This is a genomic window from Nocardia coubleae NBRC 108252, assembly GCF_001612805.1.
GTDB lineage: Bacteria > Actinomycetota > Actinomycetes > Mycobacteriales > Mycobacteriaceae > Nocardia > Nocardia coubleae.
Genome location: NZ_BDBD01000028.1, coordinates 1 through 20,409, shown reverse-complemented (window position 1 = coordinate 20,409; position 20,409 = coordinate 1). Strand labels below are relative to the sequence as shown.

The window sequence follows — 20,409 nt, the reverse complement described above, 5'->3', positions numbered from 1 at the left end:
CGACCGTTCAGTCGGCCCGGCGCGCGACGAGGACGTCGTCGAGCACACCGAGCGCGTCGGGCACCAGCACCGCCGCCGAGTAGTAGCAGCTCACCAGGTACGACATGATCGACTGATCGTCGATCTGCTTGAACCGCACGTTCAGGCTCGGCTCGTACTCGTCGGGAATGCCGGTCTGATGCAGTCCGACCACGCCCTGGTCCTTCTCGCCGATACGCATCGCCATGATCGAGGTGGTCTGGGTTTCGCTGATCGGGATCTTGCCGCACGGCAGAATCGGCACACCGCGCCAGCCGGGCACCCGGTGGCCCTGGAATTCCACCGGGTCGGGGTACAGGCCGCGGCGCGAACATTCACGACCGAACGCGGCGATCGCCTTCGGGTGGGCGAGGAAGAATTTCGTTCCACGGCGCATGCTGAGCAATTCGTCCATGTCGTCGGGGGACGGTGCGCCGGATTCGGTGGTGATGCGCTGTTTGAGATCGCAATTGTGCAGCAGGCCGAAGTCGGGATTGTTCACCAGATCGTGTTCGCGACGCTCGTAGAGCGCCTCGACGGTGAGTCGCAGCTGCTGGTCGACCTGGTTCATCGGGTCGTTGAACAGGTCGGCGACCCTGGTGTGGATCCGCAGCACGCTCTGGGCCAGGCTCAGTTCGTACTCGCGCGGACTGGCGTCGTAGTCGACGAAGGTGCCCTCGAGCAACGGTTCCCCGGAATGCCCCGAGGCGATCTCGATATCGGCCTCGCCCTTGGAATTCTGGTTCCTGGAAGACGCGGCCGACGTATCCGCCCGGATCCGCGCCAGGCCGGGTGTCGATTCGAGGAACTGCTCGAATTCCTGCCTCGGCAAGCAGAGGACGGTGGTTTTGGTGACCGTCTTCACGGTGTCCGGCCAGATCGCCGACGGGTCGGTGAGCATCTCCTCGCCGTAATAGTCGCCGCCGTACAGGAGACCGAGTTTGGTGGCCTCCCCGTATTCACCCGAACCGATCCTGGCCAATTTCCCGTGGACGACGAGAATGACCTGATCCATCGGATTCCCGAATTCCGCGAGCACGGTTCCGGGGTCGAGATCGTATTGCACGAAACTGTCCGCGAGGGGACGCAACAGGTCGTCGTCGTCGATATCGCGCAGCGGCGGCAGTTCGCGCAATTCCTGCGGGATCACCCTGGCCCGGGCGCCGTCGACGACGAATTCGACCTCCCCGTTGCCGACGGTATGGGTGAGCCTTCGGTTGACCCGGTAGATACCGCCCGCCACCTGCACCCACGGCAGTGCGCGCGAGAGCCAGCGCGAACTGATGCCCTGCATCTGCGGCTCGGATTTGGTGGTGTGGGTGAGCTTCTGTGCTGCGGTGGTGGACAGGCTCTTGCGTACGGAATTGTCTGTGGGCAGCGGCATTTCGATGGTCATAGCATCCTCACCTCGAGTGGATTCGGGTACGGCCGATCGACCTGTCGTCGCGCGACGACAGGTTGGGACGTTGGTGAAGCGAATGCGAATGGTCCTGCGCGGGCGAACCCGGCGTGTGAAACGTGTTGCACGAAAAGTGATGTGCGGCAGAGCGTTCCGGACGACAACGATGTTAGGTGCTGGAGGCCGTGATCGCGCACGTTCGCGAAAAATCGGGTCCTGACCGGGAGATCCCTTGTGCGATAGGCGATTGCGGACATGGCGGTGTCCGTGAACGGCCGGCCCAACACCTGGACTTCCGGCTCCGCAACACGCTCGTTTCGGACCGCGGCCGCGCCGGTGACGAAGGGGCCCCCGACCGGCGTGGTGTGACATGAAACGCCGCAACATGCGGCCTGTCACAGCCGACACATAATGGAGGTCCGGTGTGGTTAGCTCATATGAGCACATCGGGGTGTGTGAGGTGCATCACAGTCAGTAGGGTCAGGTGGGAACGGTGAATATCAGTCCAAAAGGTGTGGTCGGGTCGGTGCAGCGATTGCTGGCTACCGCGCAGAACGGGCTGGAGGTGATCCGCTTCGGCGGACTGGCGCACGACGTCGAGTCCTCGCCGTTCGAGGTCGTCGAACGCAGACGCATGTACCGCCTGCGGCACTACTTCCCCGACGACACGACACCCGGTCGTCCGGTGGCGCTGCTGGTTCCACCGCTCATGGTGAACGCCGACATCTGGGACGTGAACGCGGCGGGCGGTGCCGTCGGGATTCTGAACGCGGGCGGAATCGACTGTTGGGTCATCGATTTCGGTTCCCCCGCCACCGAGGAGGGCGGCTGGGAACGCGACCTGGCCGATCACGTGCTTGCCGTGAACTCCGCCATCGACACCGTGTGCGAGGCCACCGGTGCGCAGGTGCACCTGATGGGCTACTCCCAGGGCGGCATGTTCGCCTACCAGACCACCGCCTACCGCTACGGCAAGGGCGTCGCCTCCATCGTCACCTTCGGCAGCCCCGTCGACATCGTGGCAGGCATGCCGTTCGGGCTGCCCTACGGTCTGGTGTCCGAGGTGGCCGACTTCCTGGCCGACCACGTGATGCACCGGCTGCCGATCACCGAATCGATGGTGCGTTTCGGCTTCCAGATGCTCGACCCGGTGAAGACCGCGAAGTCGCGCATCGACTTCCTGCTGCAGCTGCACGACCGGGAGGCGCTGCTGCCCAAGGAGCGTCAGCGTCGCTTCCTCAACAGCGAGGGCTGGGTCGGATACGCGGGGCCCGCCGTCGCCGACTTGCTCAAGCAGTTCGTGGCGCACAACCGGATGATGCTCGGCGGCTTCGTGATCCGCGATCATCCTGTCTCGCTCGCCGAACTGAAGTGCCCCATCCTCGCCTTCGTCGGCGAGGTCGACGACATCGGCCAGCCTGCCGCCGTGCGCGGCATCGTGCGTGCCGCGCCGCACGCCGAGGTGTACGAGGCCAGCCTCGTCGCGGGGCATTTCGGTCTGGTCGCCGGTTCGACCGCCACCAACCACACGTGGCCGATGGTGCGCGACTGGATCGCCTGGATGGACGGTCACGGCCCGCTGCCCGAGACCATCGTCCCGATGCAGGAACACGTGCCGGGCAACGCACCGCGCACGGCGGCCACCCGCATGGTGCACACCGCCGCCAGCCTCGCCGAGGCGGGCGCCGGGGTCGGCAAGGCGCTGGAAGGGGTCGCGGGCAGCACGATTCGCGGCTCCATCGAGATGGCGGGCGAGGCGGCGCGCGCACTGCCGCGCCTGACCCGCCTGGGCATGATCCAGCCGCACACCCGCATCTCCCTCGGCAAACTGCTCAGCGAACACGCCAGGCGCGCGCCCCAGAAGGACCTGGTCCTGTTCGACGACCGCGTGCACACCAATGCCGCCGTCGAGCAGCGGGTCGACAATGTGGTGCGCGGCCTGATCTCGGTCGGTATCCGGCCCGCCATGCGGGTGGGCATCGTGATGGAGACCCGCCCGAGCGCGCTGGCCTCGGTGGCCGCGCTCTCGCGCCTCGGTGCCGTCGCCGTGCTGCTCGCCCCCGGCGCCGAACTCGATCGGGCCATCGAACTCACCGGCGTGAAGACCCTCGTCACCGACCCGGAGAACCTGCGTGCCGCCGCCGGGACGAACGCCCGGGTGCTCGTGCTCGGCGGCGGAGACCAGCGCCGGCTCGCGGTGCCGACGAGCGACCGGGTGATCGACCTCGAACAGATCGACCCCGATACGGTTCGCGTGCCCGCGTGGTACCGGCCCAACCCCGGCCTCGCCCGCGAACTGGCCTTCGTGCTGGTGCTCGGCACCGGCGACCGGCTCGAGGCGAAGTACATCACCAACCACCGCTGGGCCCTGTCCGCCTTCGGTACCGCCAGCGCCGCGGACCTCGACCGCCGCGACACCGTGTACTGCCTTGCGCCACTGCATCATTCGTCCGGCCTGCTGGTGAGTCTCGGTGGCGCGATCGCGGGCGGCAGCCGCATCGCGCTGGCCAGGCCGGTGGACATGGACCCGGGCCGGTTCGCCGAGGAGGTGCACCGCTACGGCGTCACCGTCGTCACCTACACCTGGACCATGCTGCGCGATCTGCTCGACGCGCAGGTCTTCCCGGCCGGGTACAACCATCCGATCCGGTTGTTCATCGGCTCCGGTATGCCCAAGGGGCTGTGGCGAAGGACCATCGAGCAATTCCCGCCTGCGCGGGTGCTCGAGTTCTACGCCTCCATCGACGGTGACGTGGTGCTCGCCAATGTCACCGGCGCCAAGATCGGTGCCAAGGGCAGACCGGTTCCCGGCACCGCGACGGTGGAACTGGTGGCCTACGACCCGGTCAGCGAGCAGATCCTCGTCGGCGACGACGGCTTCGCCCGGCGCTGCGCCGACAACGAGCCCGGCCTGCTGCTCGGCAAGGCCGTCGACGGCGGCGACATCTCCGACGGCGGACTGCGCGGGGTGTTCCGCGCGGGCGACGCCTGGTGGCCGACGGAGAATCTGTTCCGCCGCGACGGCGACGGCGACTACTGGCTCGTCGACCGCCGCGACACGGTGATCCGCACCGCTCGTGGTCCGGTGTTCACCCAGCCGATCGTCGACGTGCTCAACGACATCACCCCGGTCGACCTCGAGGTGGCCTTCGCCCTGCCGACCCCGTCGGGCACCCTTGCCGCGGCCGCGCTGAGCGTACGCGACGGGTTCCGGATCGAACCGGGCGATGTCACCGAGGCGATGCGTGCGCTCGACCGCAGTCAGCGGCCCGACCTGGTCTACGTGGTCGAGGAGATCCCGCGCAGCGCGAGCTTCCGGCCCTCGGCGTCGGCGGTCCAGGCGGCCGGCTACCCGAAGGCCGGGCCGGGCACCTGGATCTACAACCGGGAGACCGACACCTACGAGGTGCTCACCGACGCGGGCGCGGCGGCACTGTTCGGCGGCGACTGACACATCGACGACGAAGGCCGCCCGGCGAACCGGGCGGCCTTCGTCATTTCCGAAACCTAGACGCGGTACTCCGTGACGGCATCGATGACGCGACCGAGCTGCGCCTCGCTGAGCATCGGCCACAACGGCAACCGCACGATGGTGGCCGAGAACTCCGCCGACCGCGTGCACGGCACCGGAGTGCGCCCGTACTTGAGCCCCGCCGGGCTCGAATCGAGCGGAATGTAGTGGAACGGGGCGACGATCCCGCGCTCGGCGAGGTGCGCGATGATCCCGTCGCGGCTGTCCTCGGTGGGCATCCGCAGGTAGAACAGGTGCGCGGTGTGGCCACGGTCGGCGGGCACCGTCATCGGGCGCACGTCGTTGGCGGCGGCCCAGTCGGGCAGCGCGGCCGCGTAGGTGTCCCACACCCGGTGGCGGGCGGCCTGGATGGTGTCGAACTCGGCCAGTTGCGCGTCGAGGACCGCCGCGTTGAGTTCGCTGGGCAGGTAGCTGGAACCGATGTCCTGCCACGAGTACTTGTCGACCTGCCCGCGCAGGAAACGGGCTCGGTCGGTGCCCTTTTCACGCATGATCTCGGCGCGACCCATCAGGATCTCGTCCGACAGCAGCAGCGCGCCGCCCTCGCCGCAATGGACGTTCTTGGTGTCGTGGAAACTCTGGGTGCCCACCGTGCCGATGGTGCCGAGTTGCCTGCCGCGCCAGGTTCCGCCGAGGCCGTGCGCGTTGTCCTCGACGATCGCCACACCGTGCTGGGCGGCCAGTGCCAGCAGCGGTTCCATGTCGGCGGCGACACCGCCGTAGTGCATCACCACGATCGCCTTGGTGCGCTCGGTGATCGCCTCGGCGGCCGCGGCGGGGTCGATATTGCCGGTCGCGTCGTCGATGTCGACGAACACACAGGTCGACCCGCGCAGCGCCATCGCGGTGGCGGCCGAGGTGAACGCGAAACTCGGCACGATCACTTCGTCGTCGGGGCCGAGTTCGAGCAGCAGCGCACCGAGTTCCAGCGCGTGCGTGCACGAGGTGGTGAGCAGCGCGTGTTCGGCGCCGGTGATGGCCTTGATCTTGGCCGTTGCCGACCTGGTGAACTGGCCGTCGCCGTGGCTGTGATCGGAATCGAGGACGGCCGACAGGTTGGCGCGCTCGGCGGCGGCACGGAACGGCCTGCTGAAGATGATGCGGTCGTTCACTCGCGGAGGTCCTTGTCCGTCACGGCTGCCGGCACCGCGACGTCGACTCGATGGTTGGAGACCGGCGCGTGCATCGTATCCGGGCGCGGTGTCGGGGTCTGCACGGTCAGGTACAGCGGCTTACCGACCAGGATGTGCAGGGCCACACCGAGATACTCCGCGATCAGGCCGAGCGAGAACAGGGTGGCGCCCGAGCACAGCAGCAGCACGACGATGATCGACGCCCAGCCCTCGGGGTCGTGATTGTCCTGGGTGAGCGCCTGCACCACGATGAACGCGGCCATCGCGACACCGGCCAGTGCCAGGCTCACTCCGAGCATGCTCACCAGCCGCAGGCCACGAGTTCCGCTGCACAACACCATCTTCCAGAACAGCGAGAACAGGCGACGGTAGTTGTAGCCGGACTCGTCGCGGCCCTCGGCACGCAACACCACCGGCACCGAGACCGTATTACCGACCACCCAGGTGAGCGCCACATCCAGATACACGCCGTTGGCCGCGACCTCGGCGAGCTGACGGCCGATATCGCCCCGGATCAGGCGGAAGCTCTCGAACCGGGTGGAATCGGGGAAGGCGAACACCGTGGCCAGCACGATCTTCGCGCCGCGCGAGGTGAGGTTGCGCAGGAAGCCGTGCGGGCGGGTGTTGGACGGCTTGGAGTAGACGAGATCCGCACGCGAGGCCAGTGCCGCGTCGAGGAAGTCGGCGATGAAGGCTGGGTCGTGCTGGCCGTCCTCGTCCATCGTGACGATCCAGTCGCCCCGCGCGGCCGCCATGCCCGCGATGGTCGCCGCGTCCTGACCGAAGTTGCGGCTCAACCACACCGCGCGCACCTGCGGGTAGGAGCCTTCCAGTTCCTGCAGCACCACATCGGAGCGATCCGGCCCGTTGTCATGGACGAGGATGATCTCCTCCACCGCGAACCGCGCACCCGACGGGGTCGTGCTCGGCCCGGTGAGCCCGTCCAGTTCGGCGACCAGCGCGGCGATCGTGTCCTCACCCCGGTAGACGGGGACGACCACCGACACCGAATGCACCGGATGCGAACCGTTGCGCTCGGCGGCGCCCGCGCGTGGCACAGCGCCGGACCGGGACGAATGTGCGGTGGGAAGCGGCATGGGTCGACTTTCGGTGTCTTGGCAGGCGAGGGGTGTGGGCACTCTAACACCGCACGGTGACGGGTCGGCGGTGCCGGATCGGGCTGTGCGAGGCGCTGTCACGCGGGGATGCCTGTAGGGTCTGGTGCTCGTGGTGGAAAGTAGAAACCCGTCCCGACGTTCGGTCTACATCTGGGGCTTGATCACCGCCCTCGGCGTGATCGCGGGCTATGGCGCGGTGCTACTCGCCAACGTCCGGCACTTCTACACCGACGACACCGAATCGCAGTACGTGCCGCTGTGGGTGATGCTCGGCAACCGGCTGCGCGACGGCGACCTGCCGGTGATGGTTCCCGAGCACTGGATGGCGGGCAATTACGCCATCGAGGAAGCGGGCCTGCTGAATCCGCCGCAGTTGCTGATCGATCTGATCGCGCCCTCGGTGGACAACCTCGTGCTCTACGCGACCGTGGTGAAGCTGATTTTCGCGATCATTCTCGGGCTCGGTGTCTACCGGATCTGCCTGGTCTACGGCTCGCGCGTGCAGTGGGCGGCGCTGGCCGGTGTGTCGATCCCGTTCACGGGCTGGCTGCTGTTCTTCGACGAGGCCAGCTGGATGACGGCGTTCACCGGCACCGCGTGGATGGTGCACGCGTGGGCGTCCGGTGTGCGCTACGCGCGCGGAAACGGCGGCCCGATCCCCGTTTTCGTGTATCTGTACCTGGCGATTTCGGTGCAGTACATCTTCCCGGCGGTCGAGGCCGGGCTGATGATCGGCGCGGTCGCCGTCGGCGAACTGGTCTACCAGCGGACCTGGCGACCGACGCTGCGGTTGCTGTTCGTCTCCGGCCTCGCCGCGCTGGCCGGGCTGGCCACCTACCTGCCGAGCATGCTGTCGGCGAAGGTCACCTGGCGCGGCACCGCCCAGATCAACAACGACCAGTTCCTCACCGTCCCGTGGTCGGAGTCGCTGAACGCCAGCCTGCCCTCCACGCTGCCCGCGTTCACCTCGTGGTGGGGTTACGTGCAGTCGATGCCGGTGGTCTACATCGCCTGGTTCCTCGTTCCGGCACTGGCATTCGTGGACTGGAACCGGGCGCGCGGTGCGTGGCGTGAACTCACCGGTATCGCGGTGTTCGCCATCGCCGCACTGATGTGGACCGCGGGTCCCGGCACCATCGGCCCGCTGCGCTGGCCTGCCCGGGTGCTGCCGATGGTCGCGCTCGGCCTGCTGCTGCTGGTCTGTGTGCTGCTCGGCCGGTTCGCGACCTTCAAGGACTGGCGGGCGCGAGGCATCGCGGCGGCCGTGCTGATCGGACTGCTGTGGGTGCGGTCGTTCTCGGCCGACCCGCACAACTGGATCGCCCACGTGATCGCCGCGCTCGCGATCGCGGCGCTCGGTGCGGCCGTGGTGTGGCTGGCGGTGCAGAAGAGCACGACCGCCGCGGTCGCCCTCGCGATCATCGCGGTGTTCCCCATCGCCTACATCCAGGTCGAGCGCGCCCAGCCGACACCCATGAGCTGGAACCTGCCGAGCGACCGGGCCGCCGCCCGCGCCGCGTTCCCCGAATTCGCGGGCACCACCTTGCAACTCGGTGACCGTGCCCTGATCCCGCCGGGGGAGCGCACCCTCGACGGCGCCTACGGGTCGCTGGTGTTCGGCAACTACGCCAAGGACATCGAACGCACCTACGTCAGCGGCTACACCCCGAACGGGCACTACTGGTTCGGCGACATGCTCTGCATGCGCTGGGACACCAGCGTCTGCCCCGACGCCTACCGGCGCGCGTTCGCCGTCGAGCCGTCCACGGGCAAGACCGTGGTCGACCTGATGAACGTCGACCGGGTCGTTCTGCACCGCGCCCTCTACCCGGACGCCGCCACCCAACCGGCCCCGACGGGCTGGAAGTGGGTCGACTACCCCGGCCACGAGAAGTACATCGCGGTGCTCGAACGCGAGAACGGGCTGATCTCCACCCGCAACGGCCGCATCTCGGCCGTCGAGAACGCGACCGCCGTCTCCACCGCCGAGAGCGACACCACCAGCAAGGTGCGGGTGAGCTCGGAAAACGGTGGACGGGTGGTGTTCGCGCGGCTGGGCTGGCCGGGCTACCGGGTGAGCCTCGACGGCAAGGACATCCCGTTCAAGGTGGTCGCCAAGAGCTTCGTCGCCGTCGACATCCCCGCCGGAACCACCGATGCCGCACTCGAACTCACCTGGCGTCCGCCGGGCTGGAAGATCGGCGGTGCCGCGATCGGCCTGGGCCTGCTCGGGGTCGCGTTCTTCCAGTGGCTGTACGTGCGCGGCCGCAAACCCGAACAGGAAGCGCCCGCCGCGGAAACCATCCCCGACGGCGACGCCGAACTCGCGGACGCGCTGCGATGACCACCGAGGCGGTCCCCACCGACGGCGTGCTCGCCACGCCGGGCCCACTGCTGCGGATCGTCAAACGTCAGGAACTGGCCTTCGCGATCGTCGGCGGGTTCAACACGCTGCTCGGCATGGTGCTCGTCGTGTGCTGGTTGCAGGTGCTCGGCGACGACCGCCCCGGCCTGTCCGTCGTCGCCGCGTACGCGGTGAGCACGGTGGTGGCGTTCGTCCTGCACCGGACCCTGGTATTCCGGGTCAGCGGCAGACTCCTGCGTGACTTCGTCGCCTTCTGTGGCGTGAACGCGGGTGGGCTCGTGCTGAACGTGGTGCTCGTGGAACTCGCGGTGAAGGCGTTCGGGTTTCCCGCCGAACCCGCGTCGGTGGTGGTGATGGGTCTGGTCGCGGTACTCAGCTTCTTCGGACACCGCTACATCTCGTTCCGGCGGGCGCGGTAGGTTAGGCACATGGCGCACGAATCCACCATCGACGCAACTCTGCTCGGCCTGCTGGCCTGCCCCCAGGACAAGGGCCCGCTGCAGCTGGTGCGCACCGAAGCCGGTGCCAGCGTGCTCTACAACCCCCGCCTGCGTCGCGCCTACCCGGTCGACAACGGCATCCCGGTGCTGCTGATCGACGAGGCCCGCGACGTCACCGACGCCGAACACGAATTCTTCCTCGCCGAATCCTGAGCCGGTTCAGCACGGCTGAGCGGCATCGATCGCGCCCGTCAGGTACCGCTGCATACTCGGCCCGACCGCCTCGACGACCGCGTCGAGCGGCATCGAGGCAAGCGGCTCCACACAGATCACTTTGCGCGCGATCAGGACACCCATCATCTGAGCGGCCGCCAGTGACACACGGGCGTGACCGTCGTCGTCCGGTCGCGCGATCCGGGCCCGCACCCGTTCCAGCACCACCTTCAGCAGGAATGTGCGGGTCATGTCGGCGTCGCCGGTGAGCATGCTGCGCACCATGGCGACGATGCCCGGCCCGGCGGGTGAGTCCCATATCCCGACCACCGCGCGCACGATCGCCGCACCGAGCTCGTCCAGCGGCGCCGAATCCACAATGGCGAGAGTGGCTTCCGGGTCGACCGGGAATTCGACGACGGCCGCGAACAGCTGCTGCTTGGTGCCGAAGTAGTGGTGCACGAGGGCGGGGTCGACCTGCGCGGCGGCGGCAACCGCGCGGATCGAGGTCTTGTCGAACCCGGCCTCCGCGAAGCGCGCGCGGGCGGCGTCGAGGATCGCCGCCCGGGTGTCGACATTGCCCGGCCGTCGCCCCGACCGTGTGCCGGGCGATCTCTTCGCGCTCATCCCAGGACTCCTCACCGACCGACGTGCGGACCCGCTCCGCGCCGTGCTCCGCTACGGCGTGCGTCTGCGCAGCGTCGCCGCGCCAAGACACAGTGCCACAACCGCGAACCCGGCAACGACGGCGATATCGCGCCACATCGTCGCGGTGGCTTCGGCATTGGTCGACACCTCTTGGAGCGCGTCGACGGCGTAACTCAACGGCAGCACATCGCTGATCGCCTCGAGCCAGCCGGGCAGCCGATCGCGCGGAACGAGCAAGCCGCACAGGAAGATCTGCGGCGCGACGATCACCGGCATGAACTGCACCGCCTGGAATTCCGTCCGGGCGAAAGCGCTGGCGAGCAGGCCGAGCGCCACCCCACACACCGCGTCGACCACGGCGATCAGCATCACCCACCCCGGACTACCGGCTGCCTCGAGATCGAGCAGCCAGAACGCCACAACACAGGCCACGGCGGCTTGCGCGGCGGCTGCCAGCGAGAACGCGGTGCCGTATCCGGCGAGCAGATCCAGTTTGCGCAGGGGAGTGGTGAGCAGCCGTTCCAAGGTGCCGGAGGTGCGTTCGCGCTGCATGGCGATGGCGGTGATCAGGAACATCACGATGAACGGAAGGATGCCGAGCATGGTGATGCCTACCCGGTCGAACAAGGTCAGGGGAGCGTGTGGCGCCTGTGGTGTGTCCTGATAGATGAAGTACAGCAGCGTCATCAGCAGGGCGGGGACGACGAGGATCATGGCGACGGTGCGGTGATCGTTGCGCAGCTGTCGCAGGATCCTGCCGGTGGTCGCGGTGTAGGGAGTGCTCATGCCCGCGTTCCCTTCGTGATCAGGGCGAGGAACGCCGTTTCGAGATTCTGTTCGCCGGTGCGTTCCCGCAGTTCGGCGGGGCTGAGCTGGGCGACAAGCTCGCCGTCGCGCATCAGCAGCAGCCGGTCGCAGTGTTCGGCCTCGTCCATCACATGACTCGAGACGAGCAGGGTCGTTCCCGCCGAGGCCAATTCGCGGAATCGCTGCCACAGTTCCACCCGCAGCACCGGATCGAGGCCTACGGTCGGTTCGTCGAGAACCAGCAGCTCGGGCTTGCCGACCAGTGCGCACGCCAGCGAGGCGCGGGTCTTCTGCCCACCGGAGAGCTCGTCGCCCAGCTGGTCGGCGTGATCGGTCAAACCGACTGCGGCGAGGGCGGATTCGGTGTCGTCGCGGTCGCGCCCGTAGAGCGCCGCGAAGTAGGCGACATTGTCGCGGACGCTGATATCGGCGTAGATGCTCGGCGCCTGGGTGACGTACCCGACCCGGTGTCGCAACCCGCCGCTACCCGCGGCTTCGCCCAGGACGGTGACCGTGCCCGATTCCACCAGCTGGGTGCCGACGATGCTGCGCATCAGGGTGGTCTTGCCACATCCGGACGGCCCGAGCAGCCCGGTGATGGTTCCCGGCTCGATCTGGAGGTCCAGTCCGTGGAGCACTGTGCGTTTACCTCGGCGGACGGTCAGTCCTACCACTTCCACGGCGGGTGGTGATGCGGTGCGCGACATGGTCGCCTCAATTCATCAAGTGTTGAATTCACTACTCGATGAATTTAACTCCGCACCGGCGACACGGCAAGGGTCAGTGCTCGTGACCCGGGAGTGTCGCGGCGGCCTGACCGGGCTCGACGACCACGAACTGGCCCATCATTCCCTGGTCCTCGTGCCACAGCAGGTGGCAGTGGTACATGTACGGCGTGTCCGGATCGGCGGGTCCGTCGAAACGCAGCACCAGCCGCGCTGTCGTGTTCGGCGGCAGGAACACGGTGTCCTTGGCGCCGGTCAGTTCGGGCGGTGGCGGGCCGCCGTTGTACTCGGTGATCCGGAATTGCACGTCGTGGACGTGGAAGTTGTGTGGCTGGCCGTCGACATTGGCCACCGCCCACGTCTCGGTGGCGCCCCGGGTGACGACGGTGTCGATGCGGTCCATGGCCATCGCGTTTCCGTTGATCGCCATGCCGGCGAGCTCGAACCGCCGTTCGGTCACCGAGTCTGCGGGGTTCGGAATGGTTTGCGCGGCAAGGTATTCCGGGACGTCCTTCGAGGGCCTCAGGGTCTCGGCCGCCCGCAACTCGAGCACGTCGAAACTGTCGTCACCACCGGAGAATCGGTTTCCCCAGAAGTCCATGCCCACATCCAGTCGACCACTGCGCAATACGGTGCGCTCACCCGGTCGCATCCGAACCACGATCTCGGCGCGTTCGCCAGGCGAGAGCCGCACCCGATCGAGAGTCGCCGGCCGTTCGAGTAGCCCGCCGTCGGTGCCGACCAGCGCGAACGGGCGGGTGTCGTCGAAGGCGAAGGTGTAGACCCGCGCGGTCGAGGCGTTGAGCAGCCGCAACCGGACGAGCTCGTCGCCCACCTCGCGGTACGGGTCGAGGGTGCCGTTGACCATCGTCCGATCGCCGAGGAAGCCGGCATTGCGGAAGATCTTGTGCGCGCCGTCGAGCCGGTTGTCGCGCAACCGCACGTCCTGCACGATCACCGGCAGGTCGTCGACGCCGTAGGTGCTCGGCAGGGCGGGTGCGGGTCCGTCGTCGACGAGGAACATGCCCGCGAGTCCGCGCCGCACGTGGTCTTCGGTTTCACCGTGCGGATGTGGGTGGTACCAGAGTGTCGAAGCGGGTTGTGCCACTGTCCATTCCGGCGTCCAGATGTCGCCTGGGTCGACCATCTGATGCGGTCCACCGTCCATCTCGGCGGGCAGGTGCATTCCGTGCCAGTGCACGGTCGACGCCTCGGGTAACTCGTTGCGCACCCGCACCCGGACCTTCTCGCCACGGTTCGCGCGCAATGTCGGCCCGAGATAGCTGCCGTTGAATCCCCATGTCTCGGTGGCTCGACCGGCCTCGAATTCGGTTGTCCCCGTGCGCATGTCCAGGGAGAAGACCCTGGTCCCGTCGGCATGGATGGTGCTGTCGGCCAGGGGCGGAATGTTCAGCGGTCGCGTGAACTCTGTTGTGCCGACCGTCGATACGTCGGCCGACGACCACGTCCACGTCACCACGCTCGCGATCACTGTGACGAAAGCGATCGCGAGTGCGCAGATGCCGAGGAGGAGCCGGCGGAGAGTTCGCATGCCACGACGCTAGGTCTGCCCGACCCGCCGTCACATCGGGAGCGTCACCCATTCGGACCCTGACTTTCCGGTGCTGTGATGCGGGTCACTTCGACGGGTTGTCACGTTCGACGCTCCTGTCTTGTCCCATGCACAACCTCACCGAGAAGGAGCAGGACATGACCACCACCACGCACCGCATCGTCGTCCTCGGCGCCGGCTACACCGGCTTGCTCGCGGCCGTCCGCATGGCCCGTCGCACCAGGAAGACGAACGTCCACATCACCCTGGTCAACCCATCGGCCCGGTTCACCGAACGGCTCCGGATGCACCAGATCGCGGCCGGTCAGGAACTGGCACACCACGACATCCCGACGATCCTCGACGGCACCGGAATCCGGTTCGTCCAGGGGTTCGCCACCGCCATTGATCCGGACGCCCGCCGCGTGTACGTCGACGGATTCGGCGACATCACCTACGACGACATGATCTACGCCCTCGGCAGCAGCACCGACACCTCCGTGGTCCCCGGCGTCGCCGACCACGCCTGGACACTGAACGACCCCCGGCGTGCGCACGACTTCGCGCGCCGGGTGGCCGCCTGCCGCACCGTCACCGTGTGCGGCGGTGGCCTCACCGGGATCGAGGCAGCCACCGAGATCGCCGAAAGCCACCCGGACGTGCGCGTCACCCTCGTCAGTTCCGGCGAACTCGGCGCCATGATGGGCACCAAAGCCCGCGCCTACCTGAACACCGTGCTCGACCGGCTCGGCATCGTGCGGGAGATCGGTCAGCGGGTGACCGAGGTGACCGCCGATTCCGTCGTCCTCGCCGACGGCCGACGAATCGCCACCGATCTGACCCTGTGGACCAGCGGCGTGCGCGTGTCACCCCTGGCCGCCGAGTCCGGGATCGAGACCGACGAACGCGGGCTGATCGTCGTCGGACCCACACTGAAATCCTTGTCGCACCCCACGATCCGCGCCATCGGTGACGCCGCCGCGATCCGTCAACCGTGGGGCCGGATCCACGGCACCTGCCAGAGCGGCCTGCCCTCGGCCACCTACGCCGCCGATGCGATCGCCGCCGAGCTGCGCGGAAAGACTGTGCGTCCCTTCCGCTTCGGCTACTTCCACCAGCCCGTCAGCCTCGGACGCCGCGCCGCCGTCATCCAGTTCACCCGCGCCGACGACTCCCCCGGCCGGTTCTACCTCACCGGCTGGGCCGCCCGCACCTACAAGGAAATGGTCAGCAGCACCCCCGTACCGGCGATCAAGGTGACCAAGCGGATGCCCGTCGATGTGCAGCTGTCCAAGGGCGGCGCGGCGACCCGCGATCTCGTCCGTCATGGTTGAGCACATGCAGGAGCACGACCCGTTCGTCGACCATCGCAGGCTGCTGTTCGCCACCGCCTACCGCATGCTCGGTACCGTCACCGACGCCGAGGACGTCCTGCAGGACGCCTGGCTGAAGTGGCACGAGACCGACCGGTCGGCGGTGGCCAACCCCCGCGCCTACCTGGTCCGCACCGTCACCAATCTCGCACTCAACCGGCTCACCAGCGCCCGCGCCGTCCGCGAGAAGTACGTCGGCCCGTGGCTGCCCGAGCCGGTGCTCACCACACCCGATATCGCCGAGGACACCGCATTGGCCGACACCGTCTCCACCGCCATGCTCGTCGTACTGGAAACACTGACCCCGGTGGAACGGGCGGTCTTCCTGCTGCGCGAGGTGTTCGGCTACTCCCACGCCGAGATTGCCGAAACACTCGACCGCTCCGAGGCGGGCATCCGCCAGATCGCGCACCGCGCCAAGAGTCACGTCCAATCACGACGCCCCCGGTTCGACGCCGACAAGGCCGCTCGCGCCCGCGTCACCGAACAGTTCATGGCCGCCTGCTCCGGTGGCGACCTGAACGCCTTGATGAACCTGCTCGCTCCCGATGTGACCTGCTGGTCCGACGGCGGCGGCATCGTCACGGCCGCTCGCCGCCCCCTGCACGGCCCCGATCATGTCGCGCGCTGGATCCTCGGCGTGCTCGACATACCGTCGTCGACCGGCGCCGAACTCGCCGCCACCGACATCAACGGTGAACTCGGCGCACTGATCACCTTCGCGGGCACGCCGGGTGCAGCCTTCACCTTCGACCTGGTCGACGGCCGGATCCAGAACCTGCGCTTCCAGGTCAACCCGACCAAACTCGCCGGCCTGAACCAGGGTCGCGACCTGCTCGGCTGACGGGGTGTGGCGCCCGCGCGGATTGTTGCGGGTGAGAATGGGCGTCGTGTCTGCTCAAGAACTCGCTGTCGACCCGGCCGCCGCGGCGTGCCGGGTACTCGGATCGGTGTTGAGGTCGGGGCCGGTGGCGATGCGCATCGTGGAAGTCGAGGCCTACGGGAGCGATGCGACCGGGCCGTGGCCGGATCCGGCGGCGCACTCGTGGCCGGGACCGACCGCGCGCAACGCGGTGATGTTCGGCCCCGCCGGGCGGCTCTACGTGTACCGCTCGTACGGAATTCACCTGTGCGTCAACGTGACCGCGGGCTTCGACGGTGTCGCGTGCGCGGTGCTCGTCCGGGCCGGGGAAGTGGTCGAGGGGGCCGAGATCGCCCGTGACCGCAGGCCCGCCGCACGCACCGACGCCGACCTTGCGCGGGGGCCGGGCAATGTGGGCAGTGCGCTGGGAATCAGCCTGTCCGACTACGGAACCGAGCTGTTCGACCCGTTCTCGCAGGTGCGGCTCGAGCTGAAGCCCCCGGTGCCGCTCGACGAGATCGCCTCGGGTCCGCGCGTGGGGGTGAGCCTGGCCGCCGAGGTGCCCTGGCGGTTCTGGTTGCCCGGCTCGTCGGCCGTCTCGACCTACCGGCGCAGTCCGCGTGCCACCAAACCCGCGATCTAGCAGGGATTTCGAAATTCTTCGCCGACAGCGATGAGTTCTGCGGCGACGGTCCGTCCTATCAGTTGAACGCGCTACCCACCGAGCGCGACCGACCAGAAGGACGAGAAGATGACCACCGCCACGCTTTCCGCGAACTCCACCTCCGCCGCCACCTACCGCCCCGGCAAGATCCGCAACCGCGTCCTGTGGACTCTGCAGATCGTGCTCGGCCTGTTCTTCGTCATCGCCTCGGGCGGCCCCAAGCTCGTCATCCCGAACACTCTGATGGAGAACGGCGCCGCGAACTTCACCATCCCCTTCGGCCTGTTGATCTTCATCGGCGTGGTCGAGGTGGCGGGCGGTATCGGCCTCATGGTGCCGCGACTCAGCGGTCTCGCTGCCGTCGGCCTCTCCGTGCTCACCGTGCTCGCCGCCGCCACCCAGGCATTCATCGCCGACCTGCCCGGTATGGCGATCTTCCCGCTGGTGCTCGCCGCGATCTTCGCCTGGATCGCCTACGAACGCCGCGCCACCATCACCGCGCTGACGCGATGAGCCACACCCCGACACGCTGACGATCACCGGACACCGAGTCCGGTGATCTCGGCATGTTCAGGGTGATCCCGCGACCGAATGGTGGGTTCGGTCGCGGGAGACAAAGTGTCGGCGCGGATCTCGTCTGCGAAGCCACTGTGGCGCGCGCCACGCAGGTGCGACGATCAGGGACCGGTTCGAGATCGCATCCCAGGAGCGCCCGTGTTCAGTTTTTCCAGCACCGACGGCACCGAGATCCATGTGCGCAGCTGGCTGCCGTCGGACACCGAACCGCAGGGCATCGTGCAGATCGCACACGGCATGGGCGAACACTCCGAGCGCTACGGCCATCTCGCCGAGCGGTTGTCCGCTCTCGGCTTCGCCGTCTACGCCGACGATCACCGAGGCCACGGCCTCAGCATGGGTGAGGTAGCGGGCGAGCTGGGCCCCGACGGCTGGAACCTGCTCGTCGCCGATCTGGTGGCGCTCACCGGGATCCTGCGCGAACGTCATCCCGGCCTGCCGGTGACCCTCTTCGGGCACAGTCTCGGATCCTTCGCCGTGCAGCAGTACATCCTCGATCACGCCGACCTCGTCGACGACGTCGTGCTCTGCGGGTCGACCGCCGTCGACGGGTTGTTCGCCGAGATGGCCGCGGCGGGCGGCGACCTGACCGCCTTCTTCAACGCCCGATTCCAGCCGACCCGCACCGACGCCGACTGGATCAGCCGCGACGAAACCCAGGTCGACGCCTACATCGCCGATCCCTGGTGTGGCTTCGCCATCGACCCGACGAACCTCGGCGAGCTGGCTGCCGTCGCCACCGAGCGGCTGGCGAAACCGGTCGTGCGCCCCGACCTGCCCGTCTATGTGATGGTCGGCGACCAGGACCCGCTCAACGCGGGACTGCGACTGAGCGAACTGCTGGTCCAGCGCTACCGCGACGCGGGCCTGACCGACCTCACCTACCGGGTCTACGCCGGTGCCAGGCACGAGGTGCTCAACGAAGTCGACCGCGACGAGGTCGAAGCCGAGCTGATCGCCTGGATCACCCGCGTCCGGACCTGAGGTCATAACCGGGGTGCGCCCGGCCGACGCGATGCGCAAAGATAGATCCTCGTGACCGGCGACATCTTCGACGAACTGACCTGGCGCGGCTTGATCGCGCAGTCCACCGACCTCGACGAGTTGCGCGCAGCCGCGGCCGCGCAGCCGTTGACGCTGTATGCCGGCTTCGACCCCACCGCCGCCAGTCTGCACGCGGGCCACCTCGTCCCGCTGCTCGCGCTCAAGCGTTTCCAGCGCGCGGGTCACCGCCCGATCGTGCTCGCCGGCGGCGCGACCGGCCTCATCGGCGACCCCCGCGACGTGGGCGAGCGCACCATGAACTCGACGGACACGGTCGCGGAATGGGCGCAGCGCATTCGCGGCCAGCTCGAGCGGTTCGTCGACCTGGACGATTCGCCGACCGGCGCGGTGATCGTGAACAACATGGACTGGACCGGGCCGCTCACCACCGTCGACTTCCTGCGCGATATCGGTAAGCACTTCTCGGTGAACGTCATGCTTGCCCGCGACACCGTCAAACGGCGTCTCGAAGGCGAAGGCATCTCCTACACCGAGTTCAGCTACATGCTGCTGCAAGCCAACGACTACCTGCAGCTGCGCCGTGAACACGGCTGCACACTGCAGGTCGGTGGCTCGGATCAGTGGGGCAACATCATCGCCGGCGTCGAACTCAACCGGCGTGTCGACGGCGCCCACGTGCACGCGCTCACCGTCCCCCTGGTGACCTCGGCCGACGGCAAGAAGTTCGGCAAGTCCACCGGCGGCGGCAGCCTCTGGCTCGACCCGGAACTCACCAGCCCCTACGCCTGGTACCAGTACTTCGTGAACACCGCCGACGCCGATGTGGTCCGGTACCTGCGCTGGTTCACCTTCCTGAGCCGCGAAGAACTCGACGAGCTGGAACAGGCCACCGCCGAACGGCCCTTCGCACGCGAGGCCCAGAAGCGGCTGGCCGCCGAGATGACGACCCTGGTGCACGGCGAAGCCGAGACCCGGGCGGTGGAACTGGCGAGCCAGGCCCTGTTCGGTCGTGGTGATCTGCGCGGACTGCCCGAGTCGACGCTCGGCGCGGCCCTGCGCGAGACCGCGATCGACGGCAAGGTCGCCGAGGTCGCGCCCGGCGAGCCCGACACCATCGTCGACCTGCTCGTGGCCTCGGGCCTGTGCGAGAGCCGGGGAGCGGCACGGCGCGCGGTGAACGAAGGCGGTGCCTCGGTGAACAACGAACGCATCTCCGACATCGACTGGACCCCGTCGGACACCGACTACCTGCACGGCCAGTGGCTGGTGCTGCGTCGCGGAAAGAAGAACATGGCGGGTGTCCGTCGGATAGCCTGATCCAGGAGCGGAGGCCTGAATCACATTCGTGTGATTCAGGCCGGTTCCGCGGCGTCCATCGAGTCGCTGACCTGCGGGGATCCGGTGGTGTCCAGGCGATTTGACGTTGCGTTATCCGGCGCGTAACTTATTGGAAGTCAGAGCGACACGGACGCAAGAGCCGGAGAGCGCCTGACAGGCCAAGATCAAGTGACCAGGGTAACGATTGACATCGCCTGGAAGCGTGGTTAGGCTGGAACAGTTGCCCAACGGAAGATCTGAAGAGATTCAGTGATCTGCTGGTGCGTGTGTTCTTTGAGAACTCAATAGTGTGTCGATGAATGTCAGTGCCAATATTATTATTGGTTCCAGCCTTCGCGTACCCCCCGGTCGTGGGAGGTTGGACATTTTGAACAACAGCGAATCTTATTTGCTGGTGTTCGCTTTGCTAGATTTTTCGGACTCTAGTTAGATATTTCTGATTCACCCTCGGGGTGTTTCGTGAGTCTTCAACGGAGAGTTTGATTCTGGCTCAGGACGAACGCTAGCGGCGTGCTTAACACATGCAAGTCGAGCGGTAAGGCCCTTCGGGGTACACGAGCGGCGAACGGGTGAGTAACACGTGGGTGATCTGCCTTGCACTTCGGGATAAGCCTGGGAAACTGGGTCTAATACCGGATACG

17 protein-coding genes and 1 rRNA gene are annotated in these 20,409 nt (G+C 67.5%); 11 read left to right on the top strand and 7 right to left on the bottom strand.

Features of this window, described 5'->3' with window-relative positions; genetic code table 11:
• Positions 1-7 precede the first annotated feature (7 nt).
• Positions 8-1,414 (bottom strand): family 2B encapsulin nanocompartment shell protein, encoded by a 1,407-nt coding sequence (locus NCO8_RS28575; protein ID WP_067644399.1) that lies wholly within the window; start codon positions 1,412-1,414, stop codon positions 8-10.
• A gap of 496 nt (positions 1,415-1,910) precedes the next feature.
• Here NCO8_RS28575 and NCO8_RS28570 point away from each other — a divergent pair, with 496 nt between their 5' ends.
• Entirely contained in the window at positions 1,911-4,868 is a 2,958-nt protein-coding gene (locus NCO8_RS28570) for an AMP-binding protein (protein WP_067499155.1), read from the top strand.
• Between the two features lie 56 nt (positions 4,869-4,924).
• Here NCO8_RS28570 and rffA read toward each other — a convergent pair whose 3' ends face one another.
• Together rffA and NCO8_RS28560 are read right to left on the bottom strand one after the other, a co-directional pair.
• Complete coding sequence (gene rffA, locus NCO8_RS28565; protein WP_067644396.1) at positions 4,925-6,061, bottom strand: dTDP-4-amino-4,6-dideoxygalactose transaminase; 1,137 nt, start codon at positions 6,059-6,061, stop codon at positions 4,925-4,927.
• On the bottom strand, positions 6,058-7,098 hold the full coding sequence (locus NCO8_RS28560) for a glycosyltransferase (protein ID WP_243750153.1): 1,041 nt from the start codon (positions 7,096-7,098) through the stop codon (positions 6,058-6,060). Before NCO8_RS28560 ends, rffA begins: the two co-directional genes overlap by 4 nt.
• 214 nt (positions 7,099-7,312) lie before the next feature.
• Between NCO8_RS28560 and NCO8_RS28555 the strand changes: the two genes are divergently transcribed.
• From NCO8_RS28555 to NCO8_RS28545, 3 genes are read left to right on the top strand one after another with little or no spacing between them, the layout of a single operon-like run.
• A complete protein-coding gene (locus NCO8_RS28555) occupies positions 7,313-9,544 on the top strand; it encodes a hypothetical protein (RefSeq protein WP_067644466.1) in 2,232 nt (743 codons plus the stop codon).
• Positions 9,541-9,984, top strand: coding sequence for a GtrA family protein (locus NCO8_RS28550; protein WP_067644394.1), 444 nt, complete (start codon positions 9,541-9,543; stop codon positions 9,982-9,984). The genes NCO8_RS28555 and NCO8_RS28550 overlap by 4 nt, the downstream gene beginning before the upstream one ends.
• 9 nt (positions 9,985-9,993) lie before the next feature.
• On the top strand, positions 9,994-10,218 hold the full coding sequence (locus NCO8_RS28545) for a Trm112 family protein (RefSeq protein WP_067499129.1): 225 nt from the start codon (positions 9,994-9,996) through the stop codon (positions 10,216-10,218).
• A gap of 6 nt (positions 10,219-10,224) precedes the next feature.
• Here the strand turns inward: NCO8_RS28545 and NCO8_RS28540 are convergent, their stop codons facing one another.
• The 4 genes from NCO8_RS28540 to NCO8_RS28525 form a co-directional block, all read right to left on the bottom strand.
• Positions 10,225-10,845, bottom strand: a complete 621-nt coding sequence (locus tag NCO8_RS28540) for a TetR/AcrR family transcriptional regulator (protein ID WP_067644391.1) — start codon at positions 10,843-10,845, stop codon at positions 10,225-10,227.
• Between the two features lie 51 nt (positions 10,846-10,896).
• Positions 10,897-11,652: an ABC transporter permease gene (locus tag NCO8_RS28535; RefSeq protein WP_067644388.1), complete on the bottom strand. Its 756-nt coding sequence runs from the start codon at positions 11,650-11,652 to the stop codon at positions 10,897-10,899.
• On the bottom strand, positions 11,649-12,380 hold the full coding sequence (locus tag NCO8_RS28530) for an ABC transporter ATP-binding protein (protein ID WP_067644384.1): 732 nt from the start codon (positions 12,378-12,380) through the stop codon (positions 11,649-11,651). The genes NCO8_RS28535 and NCO8_RS28530 overlap by 4 nt, the downstream gene beginning before the upstream one ends.
• Positions 12,381-12,453: 73 nt before the next feature.
• Entirely contained in the window at positions 12,454-13,950 is a 1,497-nt protein-coding gene (locus NCO8_RS28525; protein ID WP_067644382.1) for a multicopper oxidase family protein, read from the bottom strand.
• A gap of 158 nt (positions 13,951-14,108) precedes the next feature.
• Between NCO8_RS28525 and NCO8_RS28520 the strand changes: the two genes are divergently transcribed.
• From NCO8_RS28520 to NCO8_RS28490, 7 genes are all read left to right on the top strand, one after another.
• A complete protein-coding gene (locus NCO8_RS28520) occupies positions 14,109-15,284 on the top strand; it encodes an NAD(P)/FAD-dependent oxidoreductase (RefSeq protein ID WP_067644463.1) in 1,176 nt (391 codons plus the stop codon).
• Between the two features lie 4 nt (positions 15,285-15,288).
• Positions 15,289-16,167, top strand: a complete 879-nt coding sequence (locus tag NCO8_RS28515) for an RNA polymerase sigma-70 factor (protein WP_210740881.1) — start codon at positions 15,289-15,291, stop codon at positions 16,165-16,167.
• A gap of 37 nt (positions 16,168-16,204) precedes the next feature.
• Positions 16,205-16,828 (top strand): DNA-3-methyladenine glycosylase, encoded by a 624-nt coding sequence (locus NCO8_RS28510; RefSeq protein ID WP_084457563.1) that lies wholly within the window; start codon positions 16,205-16,207, stop codon positions 16,826-16,828.
• Positions 16,829-16,936: 108 nt separating this feature from the next.
• A complete protein-coding gene (locus tag NCO8_RS28505; protein WP_067644376.1) occupies positions 16,937-17,362 on the top strand; it encodes a DoxX family protein in 426 nt (141 codons plus the stop codon).
• 201 nt (positions 17,363-17,563) lie between these two features.
• Positions 17,564-18,409 (top strand): alpha/beta hydrolase, encoded by an 846-nt coding sequence (locus NCO8_RS28500; RefSeq protein WP_067644373.1) that lies wholly within the window; start codon positions 17,564-17,566, stop codon positions 18,407-18,409.
• Positions 18,410-18,460: 51 nt separating this feature from the next.
• Complete coding sequence (tyrS, locus tag NCO8_RS28495; RefSeq protein ID WP_067644366.1) at positions 18,461-19,747, top strand: tyrosine--tRNA ligase; 1,287 nt, start codon at positions 18,461-18,463, stop codon at positions 19,745-19,747.
• 488 nt (positions 19,748-20,235) lie between these two features.
• Positions 20,236-20,409 (top strand): 16S ribosomal RNA (locus NCO8_RS28490); the annotation flags it as partial.

Coding starts and splice junctions, on each gene's coding strand:
- NCO8_RS28525 (WP_067644382.1), bottom strand. CDS start 13,950: ATGCGAACTCTCCGCCGGCTCCTCCTCGGCATCTGCGCACTCGCGATC.
- NCO8_RS28535 (WP_067644388.1), bottom strand. CDS start 11,652: ATGAGCACTCCCTACACCGCGACCACCGGCAGGATCCTGCGACAGCTG.
- NCO8_RS28510 (WP_084457563.1), top strand. CDS start 16,205: ATGGGCGTCGTGTCTGCTCAAGAACTCGCTGTCGACCCGGCCGCCGCG.
- NCO8_RS28550 (WP_067644394.1), top strand. CDS start 9,541: ATGACCACCGAGGCGGTCCCCACCGACGGCGTGCTCGCCACGCCGGGC.
- NCO8_RS28505 (WP_067644376.1), top strand. CDS start 16,937: ATGACCACCGCCACGCTTTCCGCGAACTCCACCTCCGCCGCCACCTAC.
- NCO8_RS28540 (WP_067644391.1), bottom strand. CDS start 10,845: ATGAGCGCGAAGAGATCGCCCGGCACACGGTCGGGGCGACGGCCGGGC.
- NCO8_RS28520 (WP_067644463.1), top strand. CDS start 14,109: ATGACCACCACCACGCACCGCATCGTCGTCCTCGGCGCCGGCTACACC.
- NCO8_RS28575 (WP_067644399.1), bottom strand. CDS start 1,414: ATGACCATCGAAATGCCGCTGCCCACAGACAATTCCGTACGCAAGAGC.
- NCO8_RS28530 (WP_067644384.1), bottom strand. CDS start 12,380: ATGTCGCGCACCGCATCACCACCCGCCGTGGAAGTGGTAGGACTGACC.
- NCO8_RS28545 (WP_067499129.1), top strand. CDS start 9,994: ATGGCGCACGAATCCACCATCGACGCAACTCTGCTCGGCCTGCTGGCC.
- NCO8_RS28515 (WP_210740881.1), top strand. CDS start 15,289: ATGCAGGAGCACGACCCGTTCGTCGACCATCGCAGGCTGCTGTTCGCC.